Source organism: Amycolatopsis sp. NPDC004079 (assembly GCF_040610415.1).
Lineage (GTDB): Bacteria > Actinomycetota > Actinomycetes > Mycobacteriales > Pseudonocardiaceae > Amycolatopsis > Amycolatopsis halotolerans.
Genome location: NZ_JBEXMH010000024.1, coordinates 98,755 through 118,738, shown reverse-complemented (window position 1 = coordinate 118,738; position 19,984 = coordinate 98,755). Strand labels below are relative to the sequence as shown.

Here is a 19,984-nt window from a genome sequence, read left to right as displayed (position 1 = left end):
TGGGCCGAGGTCACGCGGCTTAAGTTCCGCATTGGGAATCAGAGTCCGTGAGGGTTCCCCTCACGGACTTCTGCTGGAGCGGGGCTGGCGCGGTCCGCCGCATACAGCGCCGCCGAGAAACCTCATCGAGGCCAGCGCGGCCAAACCGCTGAAGTGTCGGTGCCCTCCCGTACCGTTGCCGGTGACGATGGCAGGAGGACGCATGGACCCGATCCGTGTCCCGCCTGAGATGTTCCGCTTCACCAGCGGAGACCTGGCCGGGCTGTACGTGTCGGTGCTGCACGCTTTCGGCGAGGCGAACGAGCGGCTGGAGACTTCCCTCGGAGTGGACGACGTCCGGGCCCGCCTGCGTTCGGTCGGCTGGCTCGAGGCGCTCGAAGACGAGGAACTCCGGCGCGCGCTGGAACAGCTTCACGCGTGGCATCTCGTCGACATCGTCCAGAACCATTCGGAGAACTACCGCTCAGCCGCCGAGTACGAGCGGCGCAACCTGCAGTATTCGCTGACGCGGCAAGGCGAAGCCGCGTTCGCCGGCGTCGTGCACGCGATGAGCATGCTCGCGTCGGCCGGAGCGCTGCAGACAGCGGTTCTCGACGCGATCGCCGACCGGCTCGCCGACCTGGCGCGCGAACTGGACGCGGGTTCGGATCGCCGGGTGTTCACCGCGCTGACCGAACTGGAAAGCCATCTCGAAGCATTGCGCGCGAACACCAAGCAGTTCAACGGCGAACTGCAGCGGCTGCTGCGTTCGGAAGGAACCACCCTCGCCACCTTCCACGAGGTCAAGGCGTCCACCGTGGCCTATCTCGAGGAATTCCTGACCGATCTGGAGCAGCGGAGGCACACGATCGGCGTCCGGATCCAGCGGGTCGAAGACCGCGGGGCCGGGCTGATGCACCAGCGCGCGCTGGTCGGGGCGGATCTCCCCCGGCTGTCGGGAGCCGATCCCGGTCCTGAATGGCTGGCGCGTCGCCGGGCTCGATGGGACGGACTCCGCGCCTGGTTCCTGCCGTCGGACGGGTCGACGCCCCGGGCCGAGCACCTGCATGTCGTCGCCCGGCGCGCGATCATCACGCTGCTGCAAGTCCTCGACCGGATCACCGAGTCACGACGCCGGGCCAGCAACGCGGCGGCCGATTTCCGCGAGCTGGCCAGGTGGTTCGCCGTCGTCCCCGCGCAGGGCGACCTGCACCGGTTGTGGTCGACGGTCTTCGGGCTCAGCCCGGCTCGGCACGCGCATCTCGCCCATCCCGATCCCGAGCTGATCAGCTCGAGCACCTCCTGGGAAGAAGCTCCGCCGGTCGAGGTCTCCCCGTTGCTGCGCACCTCGGGGAAAACCGAACGGTTCAGCCGCACCGGCAAGGTCCGCGACGTCGCCGCGATCAAGGCAGCGAGGGCGGAACAGGCCCGTGCGGAGCGAGCCGAGCTGGAAGCCGCCTGGGACTTGCTCGACACCGGCGGGCCGATCCGGCTCTCCGCCTTCGGCAGGCTCGACCACGCCGTGTTCGAAAGGCTGCTCGACCTGCTCGGCCGCGCCCTCGGAACCGCCCCGGGGCGAGGCGGTGTCCGCCAGAGCACGACTTCCGACGGCCGGATCGAGATTCTGCTCCGACCGTCGGCCGACGGAGCCGTCGCAAGGCTCTCCACTCCGCGCGGGCTCTTCCACGGCCCCGACTACGAGATCGAGATCCGCACCGCGGGCAGCAGCCAGGCCCGGCGGGCGAGCGGAGGCGGCGGATCATGAGCCAGCTGGCGAATCAGCTGGCCGCGGCCGAGCGCGAGGAGGTCGCGCTCGGAATCCGTCAGCTCCTCGCCGCCCCGCTGATCACCGAACGCGGCAAGCCGGACGCGTTCGACCTGATCCGGCGGCGCGGCGAGCCGATCCGGCAATGGTTCGACTACTACTGCGGCTGGGCCTTGACGATCGAGCCGCGGCTCGGTTACGCGCGCCTGGCCAAGGTGCGGATAGCCGACGACCCGCGTCGGCCGCTGCGCCGGCTCCGCTCCGGCAAAGCTCCGTTCGACCGGCGACGTTACGTGCTGTTGTGCGTTACCGCGGCCGAGCTGCTCGCGACGCCGGTGACCACCATCGGGCTGCTCGCGAAGCGAGTGGTTCAAGCCACCGCCGCCGACGAAGCGATCACGACGCTGGACACCGCCAGCCGCGAAGAACGAAGGGCATTGGTCGACGTCCTCCGGCTGCTGGAGCACTACGGCGTCCTCGACGCGGTCGACGGCTCGACCGAATCGTTCGTCGAATCGGCCGAAGCCAAGGTGCTGTACCAGATCGACGGCACGCTGGTGCTGCGATTGTTGTCCGCGCCGATCGGGCCTTCTCGGCTCGAGGTGCCGCTTGACGAAGTCGCGCTTCGCTTCGAGGAGCTCCTCGCCGCGGTTTCCCGCGAACGTCGTTACGGCGTCTCCAGCGCGCACAGCGATCGCCCCGGGCAATCGGAGGTGCAGCGCAATCTGTGGCTCCGGCACTCGGTTTTCCGCCGGCTGGTCGACGACCCCGTGCTCTACTTCGACGACCTCAGCGACGCCGAACGCGCGTACCTCGCCTCGCCCACCGGACGGCAGCTGCTCCGCCGGGCCGCCGAACAAGGCGGCTTTGTCTTGGAAGAGCGGGCGGAGGGCGTGCTGCTGGTGGACGTCGAGAGCGTCGCGACGGATTCTCGGTTCCCCGACGACGCGGGCAACGCGAAGGTGGCCGCACTTCTCTTGCTGGAAACGCTCACTGGTCCGGTCACTGTCGAGCAGCTGCGGATCCAGGCGGGCGAGCTGCTCAGCCGCTTTCCCCGATGGGCCGAGGGATATCGCGGTCCGGACGGCGCCGAGCGGCTGGCCGCCGACGCGATCGAGGTGCTGATGGCATTCGGTTTGGCGCAGCTGTCTTCCGGAATCGTCCGGCCGCTTCCGGCGGCGGCGCGCTACACCGTCCGCGAGGCCCGGACCGCCGATTCCGAAGGAGCGTCAGGATGACGGTCACCGAACTCCCCCGGCATGCCGAGGACCCGTTCTCCCGTCAGGCGGACCGCTGGCAACCGGCGCGCGCCGGGATCCTGAACATCTGGCGGTATTACGACGAGGTCTTCGAATTCCACCACGGCCGGCTCCTGCTCCGGGGCCCGAACGGCAGCGGCAAGTCGAAGGCGCTCGAGTTGCTCCTTCCGTTCCTCTTCGACGCGAGCCTCCGCGCGAACAGGTTGTCCACGTTCGGCACCGGCGAGCGCACGATGCACTGGAACCTCATGGGCGAAGGCGCGACCGGCGTGACCCGGGTCGGATACGTCTGGCTGGAGTTCCGCTTCCCGGGAACCCCCGAGGGGTGGTTCACCTGCGGCGCACGGCTCCAGGCCAGTTCCCGCACCTCGGCCGTGCACCCGGACTATTTCACGACGTCCCAGCGGATCGGGGTCCCCGGCGGACTCAGCCTGGTCAACGATTCCGGTCAGCCGCTGACCCGCCAGGTGCTCGAACAACGGCTCGGCGCCGACGGCACGCTCTACGGGAACGCGACCGACTACCGGGCCGAAGTCCGCACCACGCTTTTCCCCGGGCTGAGCGAACAGCGGTTCGACGCGTTGATCCTCGCGCTGCTCCAGTTGCGCATGCCGAAGCTGTCGCAGCGGCTGGACCCGGGCATGCTGTCCGATCTGCTTTCCAAGGCACTCCCGCCGCTGGGCCAGCAGGAAATCGCCGACCTCGCCGAGGGTTTCGAGAGGCTGGACAAACATCACGAGCGGCTGAAAGAGCTGGAGGAGCTGGTCGAATCGACCCGCGCGCTGGCTGCCCGGCAACGGACGTACGCCCAGCGAGTGCTGCGCGCCGGCGCGGGCACGCTCACCTCAGCCACCACCGAGATGGAGAAGCGAGCCTCGACAGCGCACGAGTCAGCGGCCCGGTACGAAACCGCGACGCGGGAAAAGGAAGCCGCCGAGCAGCAGATCGAAGAACTGGCCAAGCAGATCCGCACCTCGTCGGCTCGCAAGACCGGGCTGATCGAGAGCGAGGCATACCAGCGCGGGTCCGAACTGGAACTTCTTCGCAGGCGAACTGGCGAAGCCAAGTCCCGGGCGGAGCGGCTGCTGACCGAGTCCAGCCGGAAGAAAAAGGCAGCGGAGGAAGACGAGCGAGACAGGAACATCGCGGAACAAGACGTCCGCCGCCGGACGGAGCACGTACGGAACCTGGCCGACGAAACCCGGCAGGCCGCCGTGCGCGCCGGGATGCCCAGCGTGCACGGCGAGATCGCGGCGCAGCTGGACGGCGACAACCCGGCCAAGGCCCGGCCGTTGCTGCGCGCCGCCGGGCAAAGCCGTGAGGAGCAGCTGCGGGCGGTCGAGGAAGGGCTGGACGGCCACGAGCGCGCCGTCGAGCGACGAGGCCAGGCGGAGGAGGAACTGGAGCAAGCGAGGTCGGCGTTCTCCGCGGCGAAGGAGGAACTGGATCTTGCCGCGGAGCAGCGGACAGCCGCGTTGGAACAGCTGCGAACCGATGTGCTCGCGTGGGCAAGTGCCTGCCGGGAACTGCCGTTTCCCGAGCCCGAGTTGCTGCTGGACCTCCTCGAATCAGAGCGGGCGTTGAACGCCGAGGCGGAGCGCGCGGTCAACACGGCGTTGGAGGACATCACACGGCAGGAAGCTTCCCGCGAAGCGCGGGCGGCCGAACTGCGGCGGCGACGGGACGACTGCGGCGCGGAGATCGCCCGGCTCCAGTCCGAGAAAGACCTTCCCCCGCCCGCGCCGCCGACCCGCACCGCTGATCGGACGCGGATGACCGGTGCGCCGTTGTGGCGGCTTGTCGACTTCTCCGCCGCCAGTCCGGAGAGCGACCGTGCCGGAATCGAAGCCGCTCTCGAAGGCGCGGGACTGCTGGACGCTTGGGTCGGCTCGCGCGGAGAGGTCCAGGAACACGACGTCTTCGCCGACCCGGACTCCTTGCCCGCGGCGGCCGGACGTTCGCTCGCGGACGTCCTTTCCCCCGAGCCCGACGGTGAGGTCCCGGTGCCCGTGATGCGCAGGCTGCTCGCTTCGGTGGGCTTCGGCGACGTGCTGCCGGCCGCAGGCCCCGCCGCGATCGGGGCGGACGGATCGTGGCGGCTCGGAAACCTCACCGGCAGCTGGCACAAGGAGCGCCCGGCCTACATCGGCGCGGCGGCCCGCCGACGCGCTCGCGAGCTGCGGATCGAGGAACTGCGGAACGAAATTCTTTTGCTGGGCACGGAAATCGCCGACGTCGAGACGGAACTGTCCGCGCTGTCCCGACGCCGGGGAACCGTGCGCGACGAGCGAGCGAGCCTGCCTCCGCACACTGTCCTCAACACCGCCGCCAGGCACCTCGACCGAGCGGAAATCGGGCTCGCCGCAGCCGATCGGCTCGTGCGCGAGCGCATCGATCGGGTCGGCAGGCGAGAACGCGAGGTCGCGGATGCCCTGCGGACGCTGACCGCCTGCGCCGCCGAATACGGGATGCCCGCCGAACGGGCCGCGCTGGCGAATCTGGCCTCGGCCACCCGCGCGTTCCGCACCGCGTGCGAGAACTGGCTGGAAAGCCACGACGGACTGCGCTCGGCGCGGCAGGTGCTCTCCTCTTTGGCCACGCAGGCGGACCGGTCTGCCGGCGATGCCCGTCAGCGGGCAGAAGAAGCGCAGGAGGCCGAGGAGGAGTACGGGGAGCTAGCCGCGACCCTCGAAGCAGTAGACAGCACCGCCGGCGTCGAGTATCGCGAGGTCGCGGCCAAGATCGAAAAGCTTCGCGGGCACCTCGACGAACTCGAAACCGCGCGGAAGTCCACGCAAAGCCGGCATACCGAGTTGGCGATCGAGGTCGGGGAATGGCGCAACCGCCAGGAGACGGACGCGGCCGAACACAAGAAAGCGGTAGCCGCTCGCGATGCGGCAGCGCTCCGCTTCCGCAGGCTGGCGTCCGGGGTGTTTCCCGCGGACAGCGGCCTGGGTGACCTTGAGCGATTCGAGACCGTCCTCGGCTCAAGCGACGGCGTGCGCGCTGCTTTGGATGCCGCACGGCTGGTAGCCACTGCCTGGCCGAGTGTCCCGCACTCCCCGAGCAACATCGGCGACGCGCTGCACCGGCTGTCCGAGTCCATGCACACGTGCCGGGACGTCCTCCACACCCGTGCCGACCTCGACCTCGAAACAGACGAGGACGTGCAGATCTTCACCGCCGTGGTGGACGGGATCCGGGTCGGGGCGGCCGAACTGCTGAAAATCCTGCACGCGGAAGCCGAGGAAAGCCGCCGCGAGATCACCGAGCGGGAGCGAGAACTCTTCGACCAGACGCTCACCGGCGACACGCGACGGCACCTCGCCGCGCGGATCCGCCAGGCGAACGAACTGGTCGAGAACATGAACAACCGGCTGGAGCAGGTGCGCACCGCGTCGAAGGTCGCGGTCCGGCTGGTCTGGCAGGTCGCCACCGACCTTCCGCCCGGCACGAAGGCGGCCCGCGACCTCCTGTTGAAGGATCCGGTCCGGCTGACCGCGGCCGATCGGGAATCCCTGCACCAGTTCTTCCGCGACCGGATCGAGGAGGCCAAGGCCGACGACACCGCCACCGGCTGGGAGCAGCAGCTGGCCAAGGTCTTCGACTACACCGCGTGGCACCGGTTCGTGGTGAAGGTCGACCGGGCCAACGGCGAGGGCTGGCAGCCGCTGACCCGGAAACTGCACGGCGCGCTGTCCGGCGGGGAGAAGGCCATCGCCCTTCACCTGCCGCTCTTCGCCGCTGTCGCCGCGCATTACCAGGCCGTGCCGGAGGCGCCCCGGGTCATCCTTCTCGACGAGGTCTTCGTCGGCGTCGACACGACGAACCGCGGCCAGGTGTTCGCCCTCTTGTCCGCCTTGGACCTGGACCTCATGCTCACGTCCGACCACGAATGGTGCGTCTACGCGGAACTCAGCGGGATCGGGATCCACCAGCTCATCACCGGTGCCGACGGCGACGACGCGGTCACCACTGCCCGCTTCACCTGGGACGGACACCAGCTGCTGTCGATCGACGCGGAGTGACCGCGGCTCGCTGACCGCTCCGCCTGCGGATTCACCCAGCCGTGGCAACTTTACATTTCATCTCCTCTTGTCAATCGAGGTGTACATGACCTACCTTCGTGTAAAGCCAGCCAACGGAGGAGGGCGCGATGAGCGAGATAACCGGCACGGTGCCGCTGGGGTCGACCGAACGCTGGACCGACAAGAAGCGGTACCTGTGGCTGATCGGGCTGGTCGTGCCGTCGCTCGCGTTCCTCGCGATCGGCCTGCACGCCGCGACCGGCTGGGGCGTCTGGTTCTGGATCGGGCCGATCGTGATCCTGGCGATCGTGCCCGCGATCGACCTGGTCGCCGGCCTCGACCGGAGCAATCCGCCGGACGACGTGATCGAGCGGCTCGAACAGGACCGGTACTACCGGTGGATCACCTACCTGTTCCTGCCGATCCAGTACGTCGGGTTCGTCTTCGCGTTCTGGCTGATCGCGCGCGGCGAACTGTCCGTTGTGGACAAGATCGGGCTGGCGATCTCGATCGGCTGCATCGGCGGGATCGGCATCAACACCGCGCACGAACTCGGCCACAAGAAGGAAAGCCACGAGCGCTGGCTGTCGAAAATCGCGCTGGCGCAAAGCTTTTACGGGCACTTCTACATCGAGCACAACCGCGGGCACCACGTGCGTGTCGCGACTCCCGAGGACCCGGCGTCGAGCCGCGTCGGCGAAAGCTTTTACCGGTTCTGGCCGCGCACGGTGTTCGGTTCGCTGAAATCCGCGTGGGGCCTGGAGCGCAAGCGGTACGCCCGCCGCGACAAGCATCCGTTCCGGATCGGCAACGACGTGCTCAACGCGTGGCTGATGTCCGCGGTGCTGTGGGTCGCGATGGTGGCGTGGCTCGGCGTCGGGATCCTGCCGTACCTGGTGATCCAGGCGGTGATCGGGTTCTCGCTGCTGGAAGTCGTGAACTACATGGAGCACTACGGGATGCGGCGGCAGAAGGTCGGCCCGCCGGAGCGCCGCCGGTACGAGCGCGTGGATCCCAGCCACAGCTGGAATTCCAACAACATCGCGACCAACGTCCTGCTGTATCACCTGCAGCGGCACAGCGATCACCACGCCAACCCGACGCGCCGCTACCAGACCCTGCGCGACTTCGCCGAATCCCCGGTGCTGCCGACCGGGTACGCCGGGATGATCGTGCTCGCGCTGTTCCCGCCGTTGTGGCGGCGCGTGATGGACCAGCGGGTGCTCAACCACTTCGAGGGCGACATCAGCCGGGCGAACATCCAGCCGTCGAAGCGGGAGAAAGTCCTTGCCCGGTATGGCTCTTCCGCTCCCGAAACGGTTTCCGCACCGGACGACGTGCGCGGTGACGCCAGCGAAGGCGGGATGTGCCCCGGCTGCGGATACGTCTACGACGAGCAGCGCGGCGACCCGCGTGAAGGCTTCCCGGCCGGTACGCCGTGGTCGTCCATTCCGGACAGCTGGTGCTGTCCCGACTGCGGGGTAAGGGAAAAGGTCGACTTCGTCGCTCCCGGAAGGATGAGTGTGTGATGCGGATCGAAGCGGATGTGAACAAGTGCGACGGCCTCGGCATGTGCGAGGCGATGGCTCCGGACTTCTTCGAGGTGGGCGACGAGGGCACGGTCGTCGTGCTCGACGGCAACCCCGGCGAGGAGCACCGGACCGACCTCGCCGCGGCAGTCGACGCCTGCCCGGTGCTCGCGCTGAAACTGGTGTCATGACGCTCGCGGTGGTCGGCGCGTCGCTGGCGGGATTGCGAGCGGTCGAATCGGCGCGGCGGACCGGATACGACGGCCGGATCGTGCTCATCGGCGCGGAGGATCGTCTGCCGTACGACCGGCCGCCGCTGTCGAAGGCGTTCCTCGCGGCGGACGGACCCGTTGCGGTGGAACCGTTTCTCAGCGCGGACGACCTGCGCGAGCTCGGCGTCGAACTCCAGTTGGGCACACCCGCGACCGGACTCGACCCGATCGCCCGGGAGATCCACACCGGCGACACGACAGTCCCCTACGACGCAGCCGTGATCGCTACCGGAGCCACTGCCCGGGTTCTTCCGGACACCGAGGAGATCTCCGGCATCTACTCGCTACGCACTGCGGACGACGCGGTTGCTATTCGATCCGCATTGGACAGTGGTGCTAGGACAGTCGTGATCGGTGCCGGTTTCATCGGTTCGGAAGTCGCTTCAGCCGCTCGCAAACGCGGCCTTCCCGTGTCCGTTGTGGAAGCTCTCGACACTCCTTTGGTGCGCGCGATCGGCCCCGAAGTCGGCGAGATCTGCGCGGACCTGCATCGCACGGCAGGCACCGACCTCCGGCTTGGCACCAGGGTGACCGGCTTTACTTCGCAAGATGGCGCGGTAACCGGCGTGCAGCTGTCCACCGGCGAAACTCTCCCGGCAGACCTCGTCGTCGCGGGAATCGGCGCGGCACCGGCCACCGGCTGGCTGCGCGACAGCGGACTCCTCCTGCACGACCGCGACGGCGGCGTCATCTGCGACGGCACCCTCGCCGCCGCGCACGGCGTCTACGCGGCCGGCGACGTCGCGCACGTGGCGAACGCGCTGTTCGACGGCGAGCTGATGCGCCTGGAGCACTGGACGAACGCGGCCGAGCAGGGTGCGGCCGCGGCTCGGCACGCGCTGGACCCCGCGAGCGCGCGGGTGTTCAGCGCCGTGCCGTACTTCTGGTCCGATTGGTACTCGCACCGCATCCAGTTCGTCGGGACGCCGCGGGCGGACGAGGTCGTCGTCGCCGTCCCGGCCGAGCACGGCTTCACCGCGCTGTACCGGCGCGGCGACCGGCTCGTCGGCGCGTTCACCGTCGACCGGCCGCGCGACATCATGAAGTACCGCAAGCGGATCGCCGCGCGGGCGCCGTGGTCCGAGGCAGTCGCCTTCGCGTTGGAAACGGCCGCCTAGAATGACGGCTATGAGCCTTCCGGTGCCCACTGGCGGCCAGTACCGGCAGCCCATCATCACCGCCGCCATCGAACTCACCGCGAAATCCGGCTGGTCAGCGGTCACCATGGCGCGGCTGGCCGACCTGGTCGGGGTGAGCAGGCAGACCGTCTACAACGAGATCGGCTCGAAAACCGCGCTCGCCGAGTCGATGATCTCGCACGAGCTCCGCCGGTTCCTCGCCGTCGTGAGCACCGCGTTCGACCGGCATCCGGACGACCTGGTCGAGGCGATCTACGACGCCGTCCGCGCGGTCCTCGAACTGGCCGACGACAACATCCTCCTGCGCGCCATCGCCTCCGCGACGCACGGCACCGACAACGAATTCCTGCCACTGCTGACCACCCGCGCCGGCACCCTGCTCACCGAAGCGAAAGCCGTCCTGCGCGGCCGGGTCCGCAGCTACGCGCCGCCGCTCGACGACGGCCAGCTCACCGTGGTCATGGACCTCGTCGTCCGCACCGTGCTGAGCCACGTGATGCAGCCGTCGGGCACACCCGCCGAGACCGCAGACGGCCTGGCCTGGGTCGCCACTCGCGTGCTCGGTACCGCCCCGTCAGCGTCGATGCGCACCCGCTCGTAAACGAGATGCGCGTTTCGGGGCGCGCGTGCCAGCGTGGCGCGCGTGAACCGCGAACGACTTTCCGCACTCGCCCACACCCGGCGCCCCATCGCGTCCCCGATCAGCGACGACGAGGTCCAACGCCTGCTAGACCGCAGCATCCCGCACGAGAACGCGGTTGTTTTGGACCTAGGCTGCGGCGGTGCCGAATGGCTCATCCGCGCCCTCGCCGCGTACCCGAAACTCCGCGCGGTCGGCGTCGACACCTCGGAATTCGCCCTCTCGCGCGCCCGCGCCACCGCAACCGAACGGGGCGTCGCCGACCGCCTGACCCTCCACCAGCAGTCAGCCGCCGAATTCCCCGCCGCGGCCGAATTCGACACCGTCCTCTGCATCGGCTCGACCCACGCCTTCGGCGGAGTGACGGACACCCTCGCCGCGCTGCGAGCCCACGTCCGCCCCAGCGGCCGCGCCCTGATCGGCGACGCCTACTGGGAATCCGAACCAACGCCCGCCGCCGTCGAAATCTTCGGCGACCTGCCCGACCTGCCGGAACTTCTCGACCAGGTGATTGCCGCGGGCTGGACGCCGACCCACGGCCACACCAGCACGCGCGGCGAACTGGACGCCTACGAATGGTCGTGGACCGGCAGCCTCACCGAATGGGCGCTGGACCACCCGGAAGACCCTGACCAGGCCGAAGCCCTCGCCGCCGCGGCGACACATCGAGACGAGTGGCTCCGGGATTACCGGCACTCGTTCGGCTTCGCCTGCGTCGTGCTGCGCGCTTGACAAAACTTCTTGTCAATGCCACGTTCGGACCTGACCCCAACCTGCGAAAGGGCAGTCCGATGACCGACCTGGTGCCGTTCCTGATGTTCCAGAAGCGCGACGCCGCCGAGGCGATGGCCTTCTACACCTCGCTGTTCCCCGGCGACTCCGTGCTGTCCGAGGAGCGCTACGCCGCCGGCGGCCCCGGCCCGGAGGGAACGATCGTGATGGCCGAGTTCACCGTCGCCGGGCAGCGCGTGCGGTGCAGCGACAGCTTCGTCCAGCACGCCTTCGACTTCACGCCGTCGACCTCGCTGTTCGTCACCGTCGACTCGGCCGACGAACTCAAGCGGATCTACGAGACCCTCGGCGAAGGCGGCGGAACGCTGATGCCGCTCGACGACTACGGCTTCGGCCCGTTCGCGTGGGTCAACGACCGGTGGGGCGTGTCGTGGCAGTTGAGCGCCAAAGGCTGAGGCGCTGACGGAAGGGGGACCGCGCGTTGGACCCGCGGAGAAGTGAGCCAGTCGCCGCCGCCAGCGAGCTTGCCAACCGGTTGTTCGCGGACGCACGGGTCGTGGTCGTCGGCGGCAGCGCGCTGACCGACCGGCGCACGCCGACGTCCGATCTCGACCTCGTGGTGATCACCGAGCCCCGCGACGCCCCGTACCGGCATTCGTTTCGCTGGGAAAACTGGCCGGTGGAAGCGCTGGTGCACGACGAACAGACCTTGCGGGCCTACTGCGCCGACAATCTGGCACGCCGCTGGCCCGGAATCCCCCGGCTCATCGCCGACGGAGTGCTCGTGGCCGATCGCGACGGCCTCGGCTCCCGGCTGCAGGCCGAGATGCGAAAACGGCTGACCGCCGGCCCCGCCGCCGCGACGTCGGGCGAGCTCGACGCTCAGCGGTACGAACTCACCGACCTGCTCGACGACCTGACCGGAGCCGACGACCCGGCCGAGATCGCCTTCATCGCCGCTCGAGTGCTGACAAAGACCGCGCAACTGGCCTTGCTGGCCGAACAGCACTGGCAGGGCAGCGGCAAATGGCTGTGGCGCGAACTCCACGACCACGACCCCCAGCTGGCCGAACAACTGGCCGCCGCCGCGCCCGATGCGCCACGGCTCGGCGCTGTCGCCCGCACGGTGCTCGACCGCGCGGGCGGACCGCTGTGGGACAGCTATCGCGTCACCGACCCCCGCCGCCCCTGACCGGAGGAGCCAGCAAGATCCCCGTACGGTTTCTTTTTGCGATCGCTAATCACCAGAGATCCGCAGCTCGAGCGCAATTCTCCACACTATTGACTCACCGACAAATACCCCGAAAAGGAATGCGCGCCGGTTAACCACGGACGGGTTAAGCGGAGGTATTCGGGCACCGCTAGAGTGGACTTTGGGAGGTTGGCGATCAGCCGGAGGGGGGCCGATACCGCATCCCGGGGCCAGTCGTTCTACCTGCGGTAGTCTGCTGAGACAGAGCTGCGCGGGGCGAACGGCTGGCCCTTTTCGCGGTGCTGCGGAAACAAGAGCCACGACAGTGCGAGAAGCACGGTTTCCGATACGTAAACCCCGGCCGTGGAGAATCGCGGCAGTGGAATTCAGACGACACGGTTCCGGTACAGCCACCACACATCGCGACCGAAAGACCAGCTCAACGTCGCCACCGCGATTCCCGCCAAAACCACCGGCGCGAGTCCGGCCGCGGCGGCGGTCAGGGCGATTCCTTGCAAGGCCGCGACTGCCTTTCGGGCCCGGCTCGGGCGCAGCGGCGCTCGGAGCCACGGCCACAGGCGGGCTGCCCCGACGAAGGCGTATCGCATCAGGCCGATTGCCAGGACCCACGGGCCGACCGTCGTGGCGGCCAGGACGCTCAGCACCAGGATCAGGAAAGCGTCCGCCTCCATGTCGAAGCGGGCGCCCAGCGCGGAGACGGTTCCGGTGCGGCGGGCGACGTAGCCGTCTAGTGCGTCCAGGGCCAGGGCGACCGCTGCGATGGGGACGATCAGGGCCAGCGGCGGGTGCCCGCCCAGGCGGTCGGCGACCAAGGCCGTCACGGTGCCGATCAGGGCCGCTCGGGCGAGGGTCACCTGGTCGGCGGGGCCCAGCCGGTAGACGCGGATCCGCCAGGCACCCTGGGTGAGCAGTACTAACAGGCCGAGGAGGTAGGCGACGCCGACTGCCCAGCCGGCCAGGCCCAGGCCGGTCGTGACGGTCAGCAACGTCAGCAGCGCGAGTTGCGCCAGCAGCGCGGGGGCCTGCTGGACGACAGTTGAACCCAGCTCGGCCGGGGTTCGTGTACAGGTGGAGACAGCCATTTCGCCTCGATCCGGCAGCAACGGAGGACAACCTTGACACGGGCGGTGCGGGCTTTCTGGTTCACTTCGGCCGCGGGCGGGGAGGTCCGATCAGCGGAGGTGGCTGCTCCACAAGCCGACGAAGTGCTGGTCCGAACGCGATTTTCGGCGTTGAGCCGCGGCACGGAAAGTCTCGTATTGCGCGGCGGCGTGCCCGCGAGCCAGCAGGACATCATGCGCGCGCCGTATCAGGAGGGCGACTTTCCGTGGCCGGTCAAGTACGGCTACCTGAACGTCGGCGAGGTCCTTTCCGGACCGCCTGAGCTCACCGGCCGCACGGTGTTCTGCCTCTACCCGCATCAGACCGAGTACGTCGTGCCCGCGGCGGCGGTCACGGTGGTGCCGGACGACGTCCCCGCGGCGCGGGCGGTGCTCGCCGGGACGGTCGAGACCGCGGTCAACGCGCTCTGGGACGCGGCCCCGCTGGTCGGCGACCGGATCGCGGTGGTCGGGGCGGGGATGGTCGGCTGCAGTGTCGCACGGCTGCTGTCCCGGTTTCCCGGCGTCGACGTCCAGCTCGTCGACCCCGACCCGGACCGCGCTGAGGTCGCGGACGCGTTCGGCATCCGTTACGCCACCCCGGAAACCGCGACCGGCGACCTCGACCTCGTGGTGCACGCCAGCGCGACCGACGCCGGACTCGCGCGTTCGCTGGAACTGCTCGGCCACGAGGGCACGGTGATCGAGCTGAGCTGGTACGGCGACCGTCAGGTGTCGGTGCCGCTCGGCGAGAACTTCCATTCGCGGCGGCTCACCGTGCGCGGCAGCCAGGTCGGCACCGTCTCCCCTGCTCGCGCGGCGCGGCGCGGGTACGGCGATCGGATGGCGCTGGCGTTGCGGCTGCTCGCGGACCCGGCATTCGACGTCCTCGTCACCGGCGAATCCGCCTTCGCCGAACTGCCGGACGTCGCGGCGCGACTGGCGGACGGAACTCTGCGCGGACTGGCTCACCGGATCACCTACCCCTGAAGGAGAACGCGTTGTTCAGTGTCACCGTGCGCGATCACATCATGGTCGCCCACAGTTTCCGCGGCGAGGTTTTCGGCCCGGCGCAACGTTTGCACGGCGCGACATTCGTGGTCGACGCGACGTTCCGGCGGTCCGAATTGGACTCGGACAACATCGTCGTCGACATCGGGCTCGCCACGCAGCGGCTGGGCGAGGTGCTCGCCGACCTGAACTACCGGAACCTCGACGACGAACCCGATTTCGCGGGCGTCAACACGTCGACGGAATACCTCGCCAAGGTGATCGCCGACCGGCTCGCGGACCGGATCCACGCCGGGGAACTCGGCGAGAACGCGCGCGGGCTGGCGCAGATTTCGGTGACGCTGCACGAATCCCACGCCGCTTCGGCCGGATACGAGCGTTCGTTGTGACCACAGTGGACTCTTCCGGTTACGCGCCGGAATGGCTGACGCTCAGAGAACCCGCCGACACCGCGGCCCGGGCGGCCGACCTGGTCGCGTTGCTCCCGCCCAGTCCGGCGGTCATCCGGGATCTCGGCTGCGGGACCGGAGCGATGGGACGCTGGTTGAGCGGTCGTCTTCCGAAGCCGCAGCGGTGGATCCTGCACGACCAGGACCCGCAGTTGCTGGAGATCGCTGCGCGCAGCCTTCCCCCGGGGATCAGCGTCGAGACGGAACGAGCTGACGTGACCCGACTGGACATCAGCGGCACTTCTTTAGTGACGGCTTCCGCGTTGCTGGATCTCCTTACCAAGGAGGAGATTCAGCGATTGGTGAAGTCCTGTGTAGACGCTCAATGTCCAGCATTGCTCACGTTGTCCGTGACAGGATCAGCTCACCTCGCGCCCTCGGGCGCGGCAGACGAAGCAGTCAACGAGGCCTTCAACAACCACCAACGCCGAGACGGAAAACTGGGCCCGGAAGCCGTCGCCTTCGCCGCGGCGGAGTTCCAGCGGAACGGTTGGACAGTCCACACCAGACCGTCACCGTGGCGGCTCGGGCCGGAACACCGCGAACTCATCGACACCTGGTATCGCGGATTCGTTGCCGCGGCACGAGAACAAGATGCGACGCTGGCAGTGCCCGAAGACCGGCAAATCACCGAGGTCACCGTGCACCACCAGGATCTACTCGCTCTCCCCTGACTCCCGTCGCGCCCGGGCCCGGCGTTTGCCCTCGTGCATCGCCGCGACCCGGGCGACCGGGATCGTATGCCCCTCGGCCACGAGATCCGCCGGAAGCTCCTGCGGCTCCGGCAATTCCTCCGCCCACGGGTCAGCGCTGCCCAGCAACCCCACCGCGGTCTTCACGGTGAAATCCGCCGGTTTGACGTTGTCCGCGTCCGCCCAGCGAACCGGGAACGACACCGGCGCGCCCGGCCGGATTCGCGGACTGTAAACGGCCGCCACGGTAGCCCCGCCCGCGCGGGTCGAATCGAGAAAAACCTTGCCGTGCCGGTCTTCCCGGATGAACGCGGTGGTCGCCAGCTGCGGATCGATCCGCTCCGCCCGCGCGCCGACCGCCCGGGTCGCGGCCGCGACGTCCTCAAAGGACAGACCGGGAACCAGCGGCACGAACACGTGCACGCCCTTGGACCCGCTGGTCTTCAACGCACCGGCGAGCCCGACGTCGGCCAAGGCCTGCCGCACCAGCCGGGCCGCCGCCACCGCGACGCTGAAGTCCGCGCCGTCGGGCGGGTCGAGGTCCATGATCAGATCGGTCTGGCCGACCGGCTCCACTCGCGTCAATGCGGGATGCAGCTCGACCGCGCGCTGATTGCCGAACCACAGCAGCGTCCGGCGGTCGTTGCACAGGCCGTAGGTGACTGTCCGTTGTGAACTCTCCGCCCACAGTTTCGCCCGCGGCACCCACTCCGGCGTGTACTTCGGCAGGTTCTTCTGCATGAACGCGTCCTGCCCGCGCAGCACCCGCATCACCGACAGCGGACGGTCGCGCAGCACCGGCAGCAACCGGCCCGAGACGGCGTCGAAGTAGTCGACGAGGTCGCGCTTCGTCACCCCGGCGTCGACGAACAGCTCCTGGTCGAGGTTGGTCAGGGAAACCCCTTCGCGCACCTCATCCGCTTTGCTCATGCTGCCTCCGCGGCAGGGATTACGTCGGCAGTGGCCATACGCCAACCCTTGCCGACCACCGCAATCCGGTCAACCACTTAGACGAGCGGTTTTCCTTTCCGCAGCCGCCGCCGGAAGTCGACGAGGCAAGCGTCGTACGGGAAACGCCGCACCCGCAACGGAAGCCGTTCGACCATTCGGCCGATCCCGCGCGTCAGCCGATCGAACCAGCGCTGATCCGCGGCCGACCACGGCAGCCGCATCTGCTCGCGGAACACCTCCGGCAGGAATCCGGTCGTCACGAAGCGGTGGAACCGTCCGAAGAGGAGAGACACCGGCCGCGGCAGGAATTCCAGATTCGCGATGGCCGTGAGGTACTCCCGCATCCGGTCGTCGATGTCCACTTGGGCCAGTCCGGCCGCCCAATACGCGGCGAAGTCGTCCGGCCAGTCCTCCGGACGCACCTGCAGCGTCGTGCCCAGCACCGCGGCCTCGGCGTACCACGATTCCGGCGCGGGCCGCCCGAGAAACGCACGATGCACGTCCTCCACGCCGTGACACAGGCAGGCGGCGACCCACAGCTGCAGCTCCCGGTCGAAAGCCCGGTACTGCACCGGACTCGCCTCGGTCGAGACCACCTGCGCGTGCACCGTGTTCACCGCGCGCCGGTACGCCGCCCGGTCAGCGTCCGTGCCCAGCACGGCGACCGCGAGGTAGGTGACCGTGGTGCGCGTGCGTTTCAGCGGATGCTTGAAGAGATTCCCCGAATCGACACGGCTTTCCAGCACGCCGTAGCCGACCTCCGGCCGGCCCAGCTGCATGATCACGTTCGCGCCGCCCGCGAGCAGGCTGACGCCGAGCATGCCGTCCTGGAGCATCCGTCCAGGGGAACGCCTCCGTTGACACGTTGTCAAGAGCTGTCAGGCACGCACGACCCGCACGTCCGACACCTCCAGCAAGCCGTCCAGGTGCACGCGGGCCCGCGTCTGCGCCGGATCGACGACGAGCCCGTCGCGCCGGACCAGGTCGAGCACGTGCGCCGCCAGCGGAAGCACCATGTGCCGTCCCCAGCAGCGTTCGTTGCTGTGCCCGAACGGGAGATAACCGGGGTGGTTCTCCGGGTCCAGCGCGGCCCAGCGGCTCGGCCGGAACTCGTCGGGCGCGTCCCACAGTTCAGGGTCGCGGTGGCTGAGCAGCGGCAGCAGCAGGACGTCGTCGCCCGGGCCGATCCGGGCGTCCACCTCGGCGAACTCCGGCGAACGCACCCGCAGGATGTTCCACGACGGCGGCAGGAGACGGAGCGCCTCGTTGAGCACGTATTCGGTCGGCACGTCGTCGTCGAGCGGCGAACTGAGCCACAAGGCGTTCGTGACCAGCGCGGCGACGGTGAAGCAGATCGGCCCGGCCACGCGCCGGTAGAGGTACATCGCGAAGCGGCGCTGCTCGAAGGTGTCCGCTTCCAGCACCATCCGCGCCAAAGCGGACAGCGCGACCTCGGGCGCGGGCCGTCCCCAGAGCGCGGCGCCGGTGGCGACCGCGGCCCAGGTGATCTTCGGCGTGAGCTCCAACCGGCGGTCGACGAGGACCCGGAACCGGCGCTGTTCGCGGCCGAAGACCAGGTCACGCAGGTAGTTGTGCGGCACGGTGGGCCAGGTTCCGGCGAGGCTGGCGGCACCGAGCGGCTTCTTGAGCGCGGCCCGCACGTCCGCGCCGACCGCCCGCATCAGCGCGGACGATTCCGGCCGCGTGACGACCCGGCCGCGCACCGGCTTGAACGTCGGCCGCTCCTCGGCGTTCGCCGGCCGGCTGCGCAGCAGCGCGTCCATCAACTCGGCCCCGGCGACGCCGACTGTGTCCGGTTCCAGCCGAAAGAAGGATTTCCCCCGATAACGGTCGAACAGTTCCTGAATCCGCGGCGCGAATACCACCTGCCGCACTTTGTTCCGTTCAGCGGGAATGGTCACCGAACAACTCCTCGTGAGCGGCGGTACCAACCGGTACCGGGAATTCCGGAACCGGCCGGTGCCGCCCTGATGAGACCGTCAGATCCAGCCGTACCAGGCGTAAGACTTCAGGCTCTTGCTCGGGAGGGCCTTGCGCACGAGACGAACAAGCTTCACGGAAATACCTCCGTCTTCTCGGAAAGTTCGACCGCACTCGCGGCCGCTGCCGACAGTACGGCGAATTCCCGGGAATGAGCGCCAAGACAACCTGAACGGCCCACTCCGGCGGATCTCTTCGGGAGTTCCGGCAGGTCGGTTCGGGAATTCCAGCCCGAATTTCTTGGCGAATACGCGGCGGCGTCGGTATCCTTCGCGACCCGCTAGAGCACCGACTGGGCGAACTCGATGAGCGCACGGGCCGCGGGCCCAGCCGGACCGTCGGACCGCCACGCCAACGCCAGTTGCCCCCGCAACTCCGGTCGCAGCCGCAGGGTGTGCAACTCCTCGGCGTAGTAGCGCGCCAGCGACAACGGGACCAGCGCCACCCCGAGACCGCGCATCCCGAGCTTGGCCAGCACGTTCGGGTCGCTCGCCTCGATCGTCACCCGCGAACGCAGCCCGGCCGCCGCGAAGCCGCGATCCAGCACACCGCGCATCCCGGTTCCCTTCGGCAGGCAAATCAACGACCGTTCGGCCAGTTCCGCCAAGGTGATCGAGGCACGGTCGGCGAACTCGTCCCGCAGCGAGGTGACAGCGACGAGTTCCTCGTCCAGCACGATCTGCGTGGTGAGCCCAGCGGGCACGACGTCGGCCAGGCCGATCACCGCGGCGTCCAGCCGTCCTTCGCGCAGCGCGTCGACCATCAGATCGGAATTCGCCTCACTGAGCGTGATTTCCACTCCGGGGTACCGCTCAGCGAACTCGGCCAGGAACTCCGGCAGCTCCACCGGCCCGAGGGAAGTCACCATCCCCATCGCCACCTGGCCGCGCACCAGACCCTCGTGCTCCGCGACCGTCTCGCGCACCGCCGCGACCGCCGCCAGCGCGGCCCGGGCGTGCGGCAAAGCGGCCTCGCCGACCCCGGTGAGCCGTACTGTGCGGCCGGACCGATCGAACAACGGCTGCCCCAGCTCGCGCTCCAGCCGCCGGATCTGCGCGCTGACCCCGGGCTGCGCGACGTGCATCCGCGCCGCCGCACGGGTGAAGTTCGCTTCCTCAGCGACCGCGACGAAGTACTCGAGCTGATGCAGTTCCATAACCAGTCATTCTAGCTGTCGGAACTAGTATCTCTTGGACTTATCGCCGAACTGTCAGCACGCTGAAG

The 19,984-nt window shown here is 68.8% G+C and carries 19 protein-coding genes; 13 read left to right on the top strand and 6 right to left on the bottom strand.

Translation table 11 applies throughout. From position 1 onward, the window contains the following. The first annotated feature begins 202 nt into the window (after positions 1 to 202). The 10 genes from ABZX37_RS24695 (at position 203) to ABZX37_RS24650 (ending at position 12,535) form a co-directional block, all read left to right on the top strand. The gene (locus ABZX37_RS24695) at positions 203 to 1,744 is read left to right on the top strand and encodes a TIGR02677 family protein (RefSeq protein ID WP_354743222.1); all 1,542 of its coding nucleotides are present in this window, start codon (positions 203 to 205) and stop codon (positions 1,742 to 1,744) included. Then, positions 1,741 to 2,982 (top strand): TIGR02678 family protein, encoded by a 1,242-nt coding sequence (locus ABZX37_RS24690; protein ID WP_354743220.1) that lies wholly within the window; start codon positions 1,741 to 1,743, stop codon positions 2,980 to 2,982. Before ABZX37_RS24695 ends, ABZX37_RS24690 begins: the two co-directional genes overlap by 4 nt. Beyond that, complete coding sequence (locus ABZX37_RS24685) at positions 2,979 to 7,031, top strand: TIGR02680 family protein (RefSeq protein WP_354743218.1); 4,053 nt, start codon at positions 2,979 to 2,981, stop codon at positions 7,029 to 7,031. The genes ABZX37_RS24690 and ABZX37_RS24685 overlap by 4 nt, the downstream gene beginning before the upstream one ends. A gap of 128 nt (positions 7,032 to 7,159) precedes the next feature. Continuing rightward, the gene (locus ABZX37_RS24680; RefSeq protein ID WP_354743216.1) at positions 7,160 to 8,560 is read left to right on the top strand and encodes a fatty acid desaturase; all 1,401 of its coding nucleotides are present in this window, start codon (positions 7,160 to 7,162) and stop codon (positions 8,558 to 8,560) included. Then, positions 8,560 to 8,751, top strand: coding sequence for a ferredoxin (locus tag ABZX37_RS24675; protein ID WP_354743252.1), 192 nt, complete (start codon positions 8,560 to 8,562; stop codon positions 8,749 to 8,751). Before ABZX37_RS24680 ends, ABZX37_RS24675 begins: the two co-directional genes overlap by 1 nt. After that, positions 8,748 to 9,950, top strand: coding sequence for an FAD-dependent oxidoreductase (locus ABZX37_RS24670; RefSeq protein WP_354743214.1), 1,203 nt, complete (start codon positions 8,748 to 8,750; stop codon positions 9,948 to 9,950). The genes ABZX37_RS24675 and ABZX37_RS24670 overlap by 4 nt, the downstream gene beginning before the upstream one ends. A gap of 1 nt (position 9,951) precedes the next feature. Continuing rightward, the gene (locus ABZX37_RS24665; RefSeq protein WP_354743212.1) at positions 9,952 to 10,572 is read left to right on the top strand and encodes a TetR family transcriptional regulator; all 621 of its coding nucleotides are present in this window, start codon (positions 9,952 to 9,954) and stop codon (positions 10,570 to 10,572) included. Between the two features lie 42 nt (positions 10,573 to 10,614). After that, on the top strand, positions 10,615 to 11,343 hold the full coding sequence (locus tag ABZX37_RS24660; protein WP_354743210.1) for a class I SAM-dependent methyltransferase: 729 nt from the start codon (positions 10,615 to 10,617) through the stop codon (positions 11,341 to 11,343). Between the two features lie 59 nt (positions 11,344 to 11,402). Continuing rightward, a complete protein-coding gene (locus ABZX37_RS24655; RefSeq protein ID WP_354743208.1) occupies positions 11,403 to 11,798 on the top strand; it encodes a VOC family protein in 396 nt (131 codons plus the stop codon). A gap of 26 nt (positions 11,799 to 11,824) precedes the next feature. After that, positions 11,825 to 12,535 (top strand): nucleotidyltransferase domain-containing protein, encoded by a 711-nt coding sequence (locus tag ABZX37_RS24650; protein WP_354743206.1) that lies wholly within the window; start codon positions 11,825 to 11,827, stop codon positions 12,533 to 12,535. 386 nt (positions 12,536 to 12,921) lie between these two features. Here the strand turns inward: ABZX37_RS24650 and ABZX37_RS24645 are convergent, their stop codons facing one another. Next, positions 12,922 to 13,638, bottom strand: a complete 717-nt coding sequence (locus ABZX37_RS24645; protein WP_354743204.1) for a CDP-alcohol phosphatidyltransferase family protein — start codon at positions 13,636 to 13,638, stop codon at positions 12,922 to 12,924. Between the two features lie 33 nt (positions 13,639 to 13,671). Between ABZX37_RS24645 and ABZX37_RS24640 the strand changes: the two genes are divergently transcribed. Genes ABZX37_RS24640 through ABZX37_RS24630 form a run of 3 tightly spaced genes read left to right on the top strand, consistent with a single transcriptional unit; the run spans position 13,672 to position 15,790 of the window. Next, positions 13,672 to 14,646 (top strand): zinc-binding alcohol dehydrogenase, encoded by a 975-nt coding sequence (locus ABZX37_RS24640; RefSeq protein WP_354743202.1) that lies wholly within the window; start codon positions 13,672 to 13,674, stop codon positions 14,644 to 14,646. A gap of 11 nt (positions 14,647 to 14,657) precedes the next feature. Continuing rightward, positions 14,658 to 15,056: a 6-carboxytetrahydropterin synthase gene (locus ABZX37_RS24635; RefSeq protein WP_354743200.1), complete on the top strand. Its 399-nt coding sequence runs from the start codon at positions 14,658 to 14,660 to the stop codon at positions 15,054 to 15,056. After that, positions 15,053 to 15,790, top strand: a complete 738-nt coding sequence (locus ABZX37_RS24630) for a class I SAM-dependent methyltransferase (RefSeq protein WP_354743198.1) — start codon at positions 15,053 to 15,055, stop codon at positions 15,788 to 15,790. Before ABZX37_RS24635 ends, ABZX37_RS24630 begins: the two co-directional genes overlap by 4 nt. On the opposite strand, the gene ABZX37_RS24625 is transcribed toward ABZX37_RS24630, so the two are convergent. From ABZX37_RS24625 to ABZX37_RS24605, 5 genes are all read right to left on the bottom strand, one after another. Next, positions 15,773 to 16,738, bottom strand: coding sequence for an ATP-dependent DNA ligase (locus ABZX37_RS24625; protein ID WP_354743196.1), 966 nt, complete (start codon positions 16,736 to 16,738; stop codon positions 15,773 to 15,775). The two genes, ABZX37_RS24630 and ABZX37_RS24625, sit on opposite strands and share 18 nt — an antisense overlap. Before the next feature lie 77 nt (positions 16,739 to 16,815). Continuing rightward, entirely contained in the window at positions 16,816 to 17,595 is a 780-nt protein-coding gene (locus ABZX37_RS24620; protein ID WP_354743194.1) for an oxygenase MpaB family protein, read from the bottom strand. A 42-nt stretch (positions 17,596 to 17,637) separates the two neighbouring features. Continuing rightward, positions 17,638 to 18,681, bottom strand: coding sequence for a cytochrome P450 (locus tag ABZX37_RS24615; protein ID WP_354743192.1), 1,044 nt, complete (start codon positions 18,679 to 18,681; stop codon positions 17,638 to 17,640). A 78-nt stretch (positions 18,682 to 18,759) separates the two neighbouring features. After that, the gene (locus ABZX37_RS24610) at positions 18,760 to 18,837 is read right to left on the bottom strand and encodes a tryptorubin family RiPP precursor (protein ID WP_350539724.1); all 78 of its coding nucleotides are present in this window, start codon (positions 18,835 to 18,837) and stop codon (positions 18,760 to 18,762) included. A 203-nt stretch (positions 18,838 to 19,040) separates the two neighbouring features. Next, positions 19,041 to 19,916, bottom strand: coding sequence for a LysR family transcriptional regulator (locus tag ABZX37_RS24605; protein ID WP_354743190.1), 876 nt, complete (start codon positions 19,914 to 19,916; stop codon positions 19,041 to 19,043). Positions 19,917 to 19,984: the final 68 nt, after the last annotated feature.

What these genes read in the sequence shown, in the direction of transcription:
- ABZX37_RS24695 (WP_354743222.1), top strand. Translation starts at nt 203, where the DNA reads ATGGACCCGATCCGTGTCCCGCCTGAGATGTTCCGCTTCACCAGCGGA.
- ABZX37_RS24690 (WP_354743220.1), top strand. Translation starts at nt 1,741, where the DNA reads ATGAGCCAGCTGGCGAATCAGCTGGCCGCGGCCGAGCGCGAGGAGGTC.
- ABZX37_RS24685 (WP_354743218.1), top strand. Translation starts at nt 2,979, where the DNA reads ATGACGGTCACCGAACTCCCCCGGCATGCCGAGGACCCGTTCTCCCGT.
- ABZX37_RS24680 (WP_354743216.1), top strand. Translation starts at nt 7,160, where the DNA reads ATGAGCGAGATAACCGGCACGGTGCCGCTGGGGTCGACCGAACGCTGG.
- ABZX37_RS24675 (WP_354743252.1), top strand. Translation starts at nt 8,560, where the DNA reads ATGCGGATCGAAGCGGATGTGAACAAGTGCGACGGCCTCGGCATGTGC.
- ABZX37_RS24670 (WP_354743214.1), top strand. Translation starts at nt 8,748, where the DNA reads ATGACGCTCGCGGTGGTCGGCGCGTCGCTGGCGGGATTGCGAGCGGTC.
- ABZX37_RS24665 (WP_354743212.1), top strand. Translation starts at nt 9,952, where the DNA reads ATGACGGCTATGAGCCTTCCGGTGCCCACTGGCGGCCAGTACCGGCAG.
- ABZX37_RS24655 (WP_354743208.1), top strand. Translation starts at nt 11,403, where the DNA reads ATGACCGACCTGGTGCCGTTCCTGATGTTCCAGAAGCGCGACGCCGCC.
- ABZX37_RS24645 (WP_354743204.1), bottom strand. Translation starts at nt 13,638, where the DNA reads ATGGCTGTCTCCACCTGTACACGAACCCCGGCCGAGCTGGGTTCAACT.
- ABZX37_RS24625 (WP_354743196.1), bottom strand. Translation starts at nt 16,738, where the DNA reads ATGAGCAAAGCGGATGAGGTGCGCGAAGGGGTTTCCCTGACCAACCTC.
- ABZX37_RS24620 (WP_354743194.1), bottom strand. Translation starts at nt 17,595, where the DNA reads ATGCTCCAGGACGGCATGCTCGGCGTCAGCCTGCTCGCGGGCGGCGCG.
- ABZX37_RS24605 (WP_354743190.1), bottom strand. Translation starts at nt 19,916, where the DNA reads ATGGAACTGCATCAGCTCGAGTACTTCGTCGCGGTCGCTGAGGAAGCG.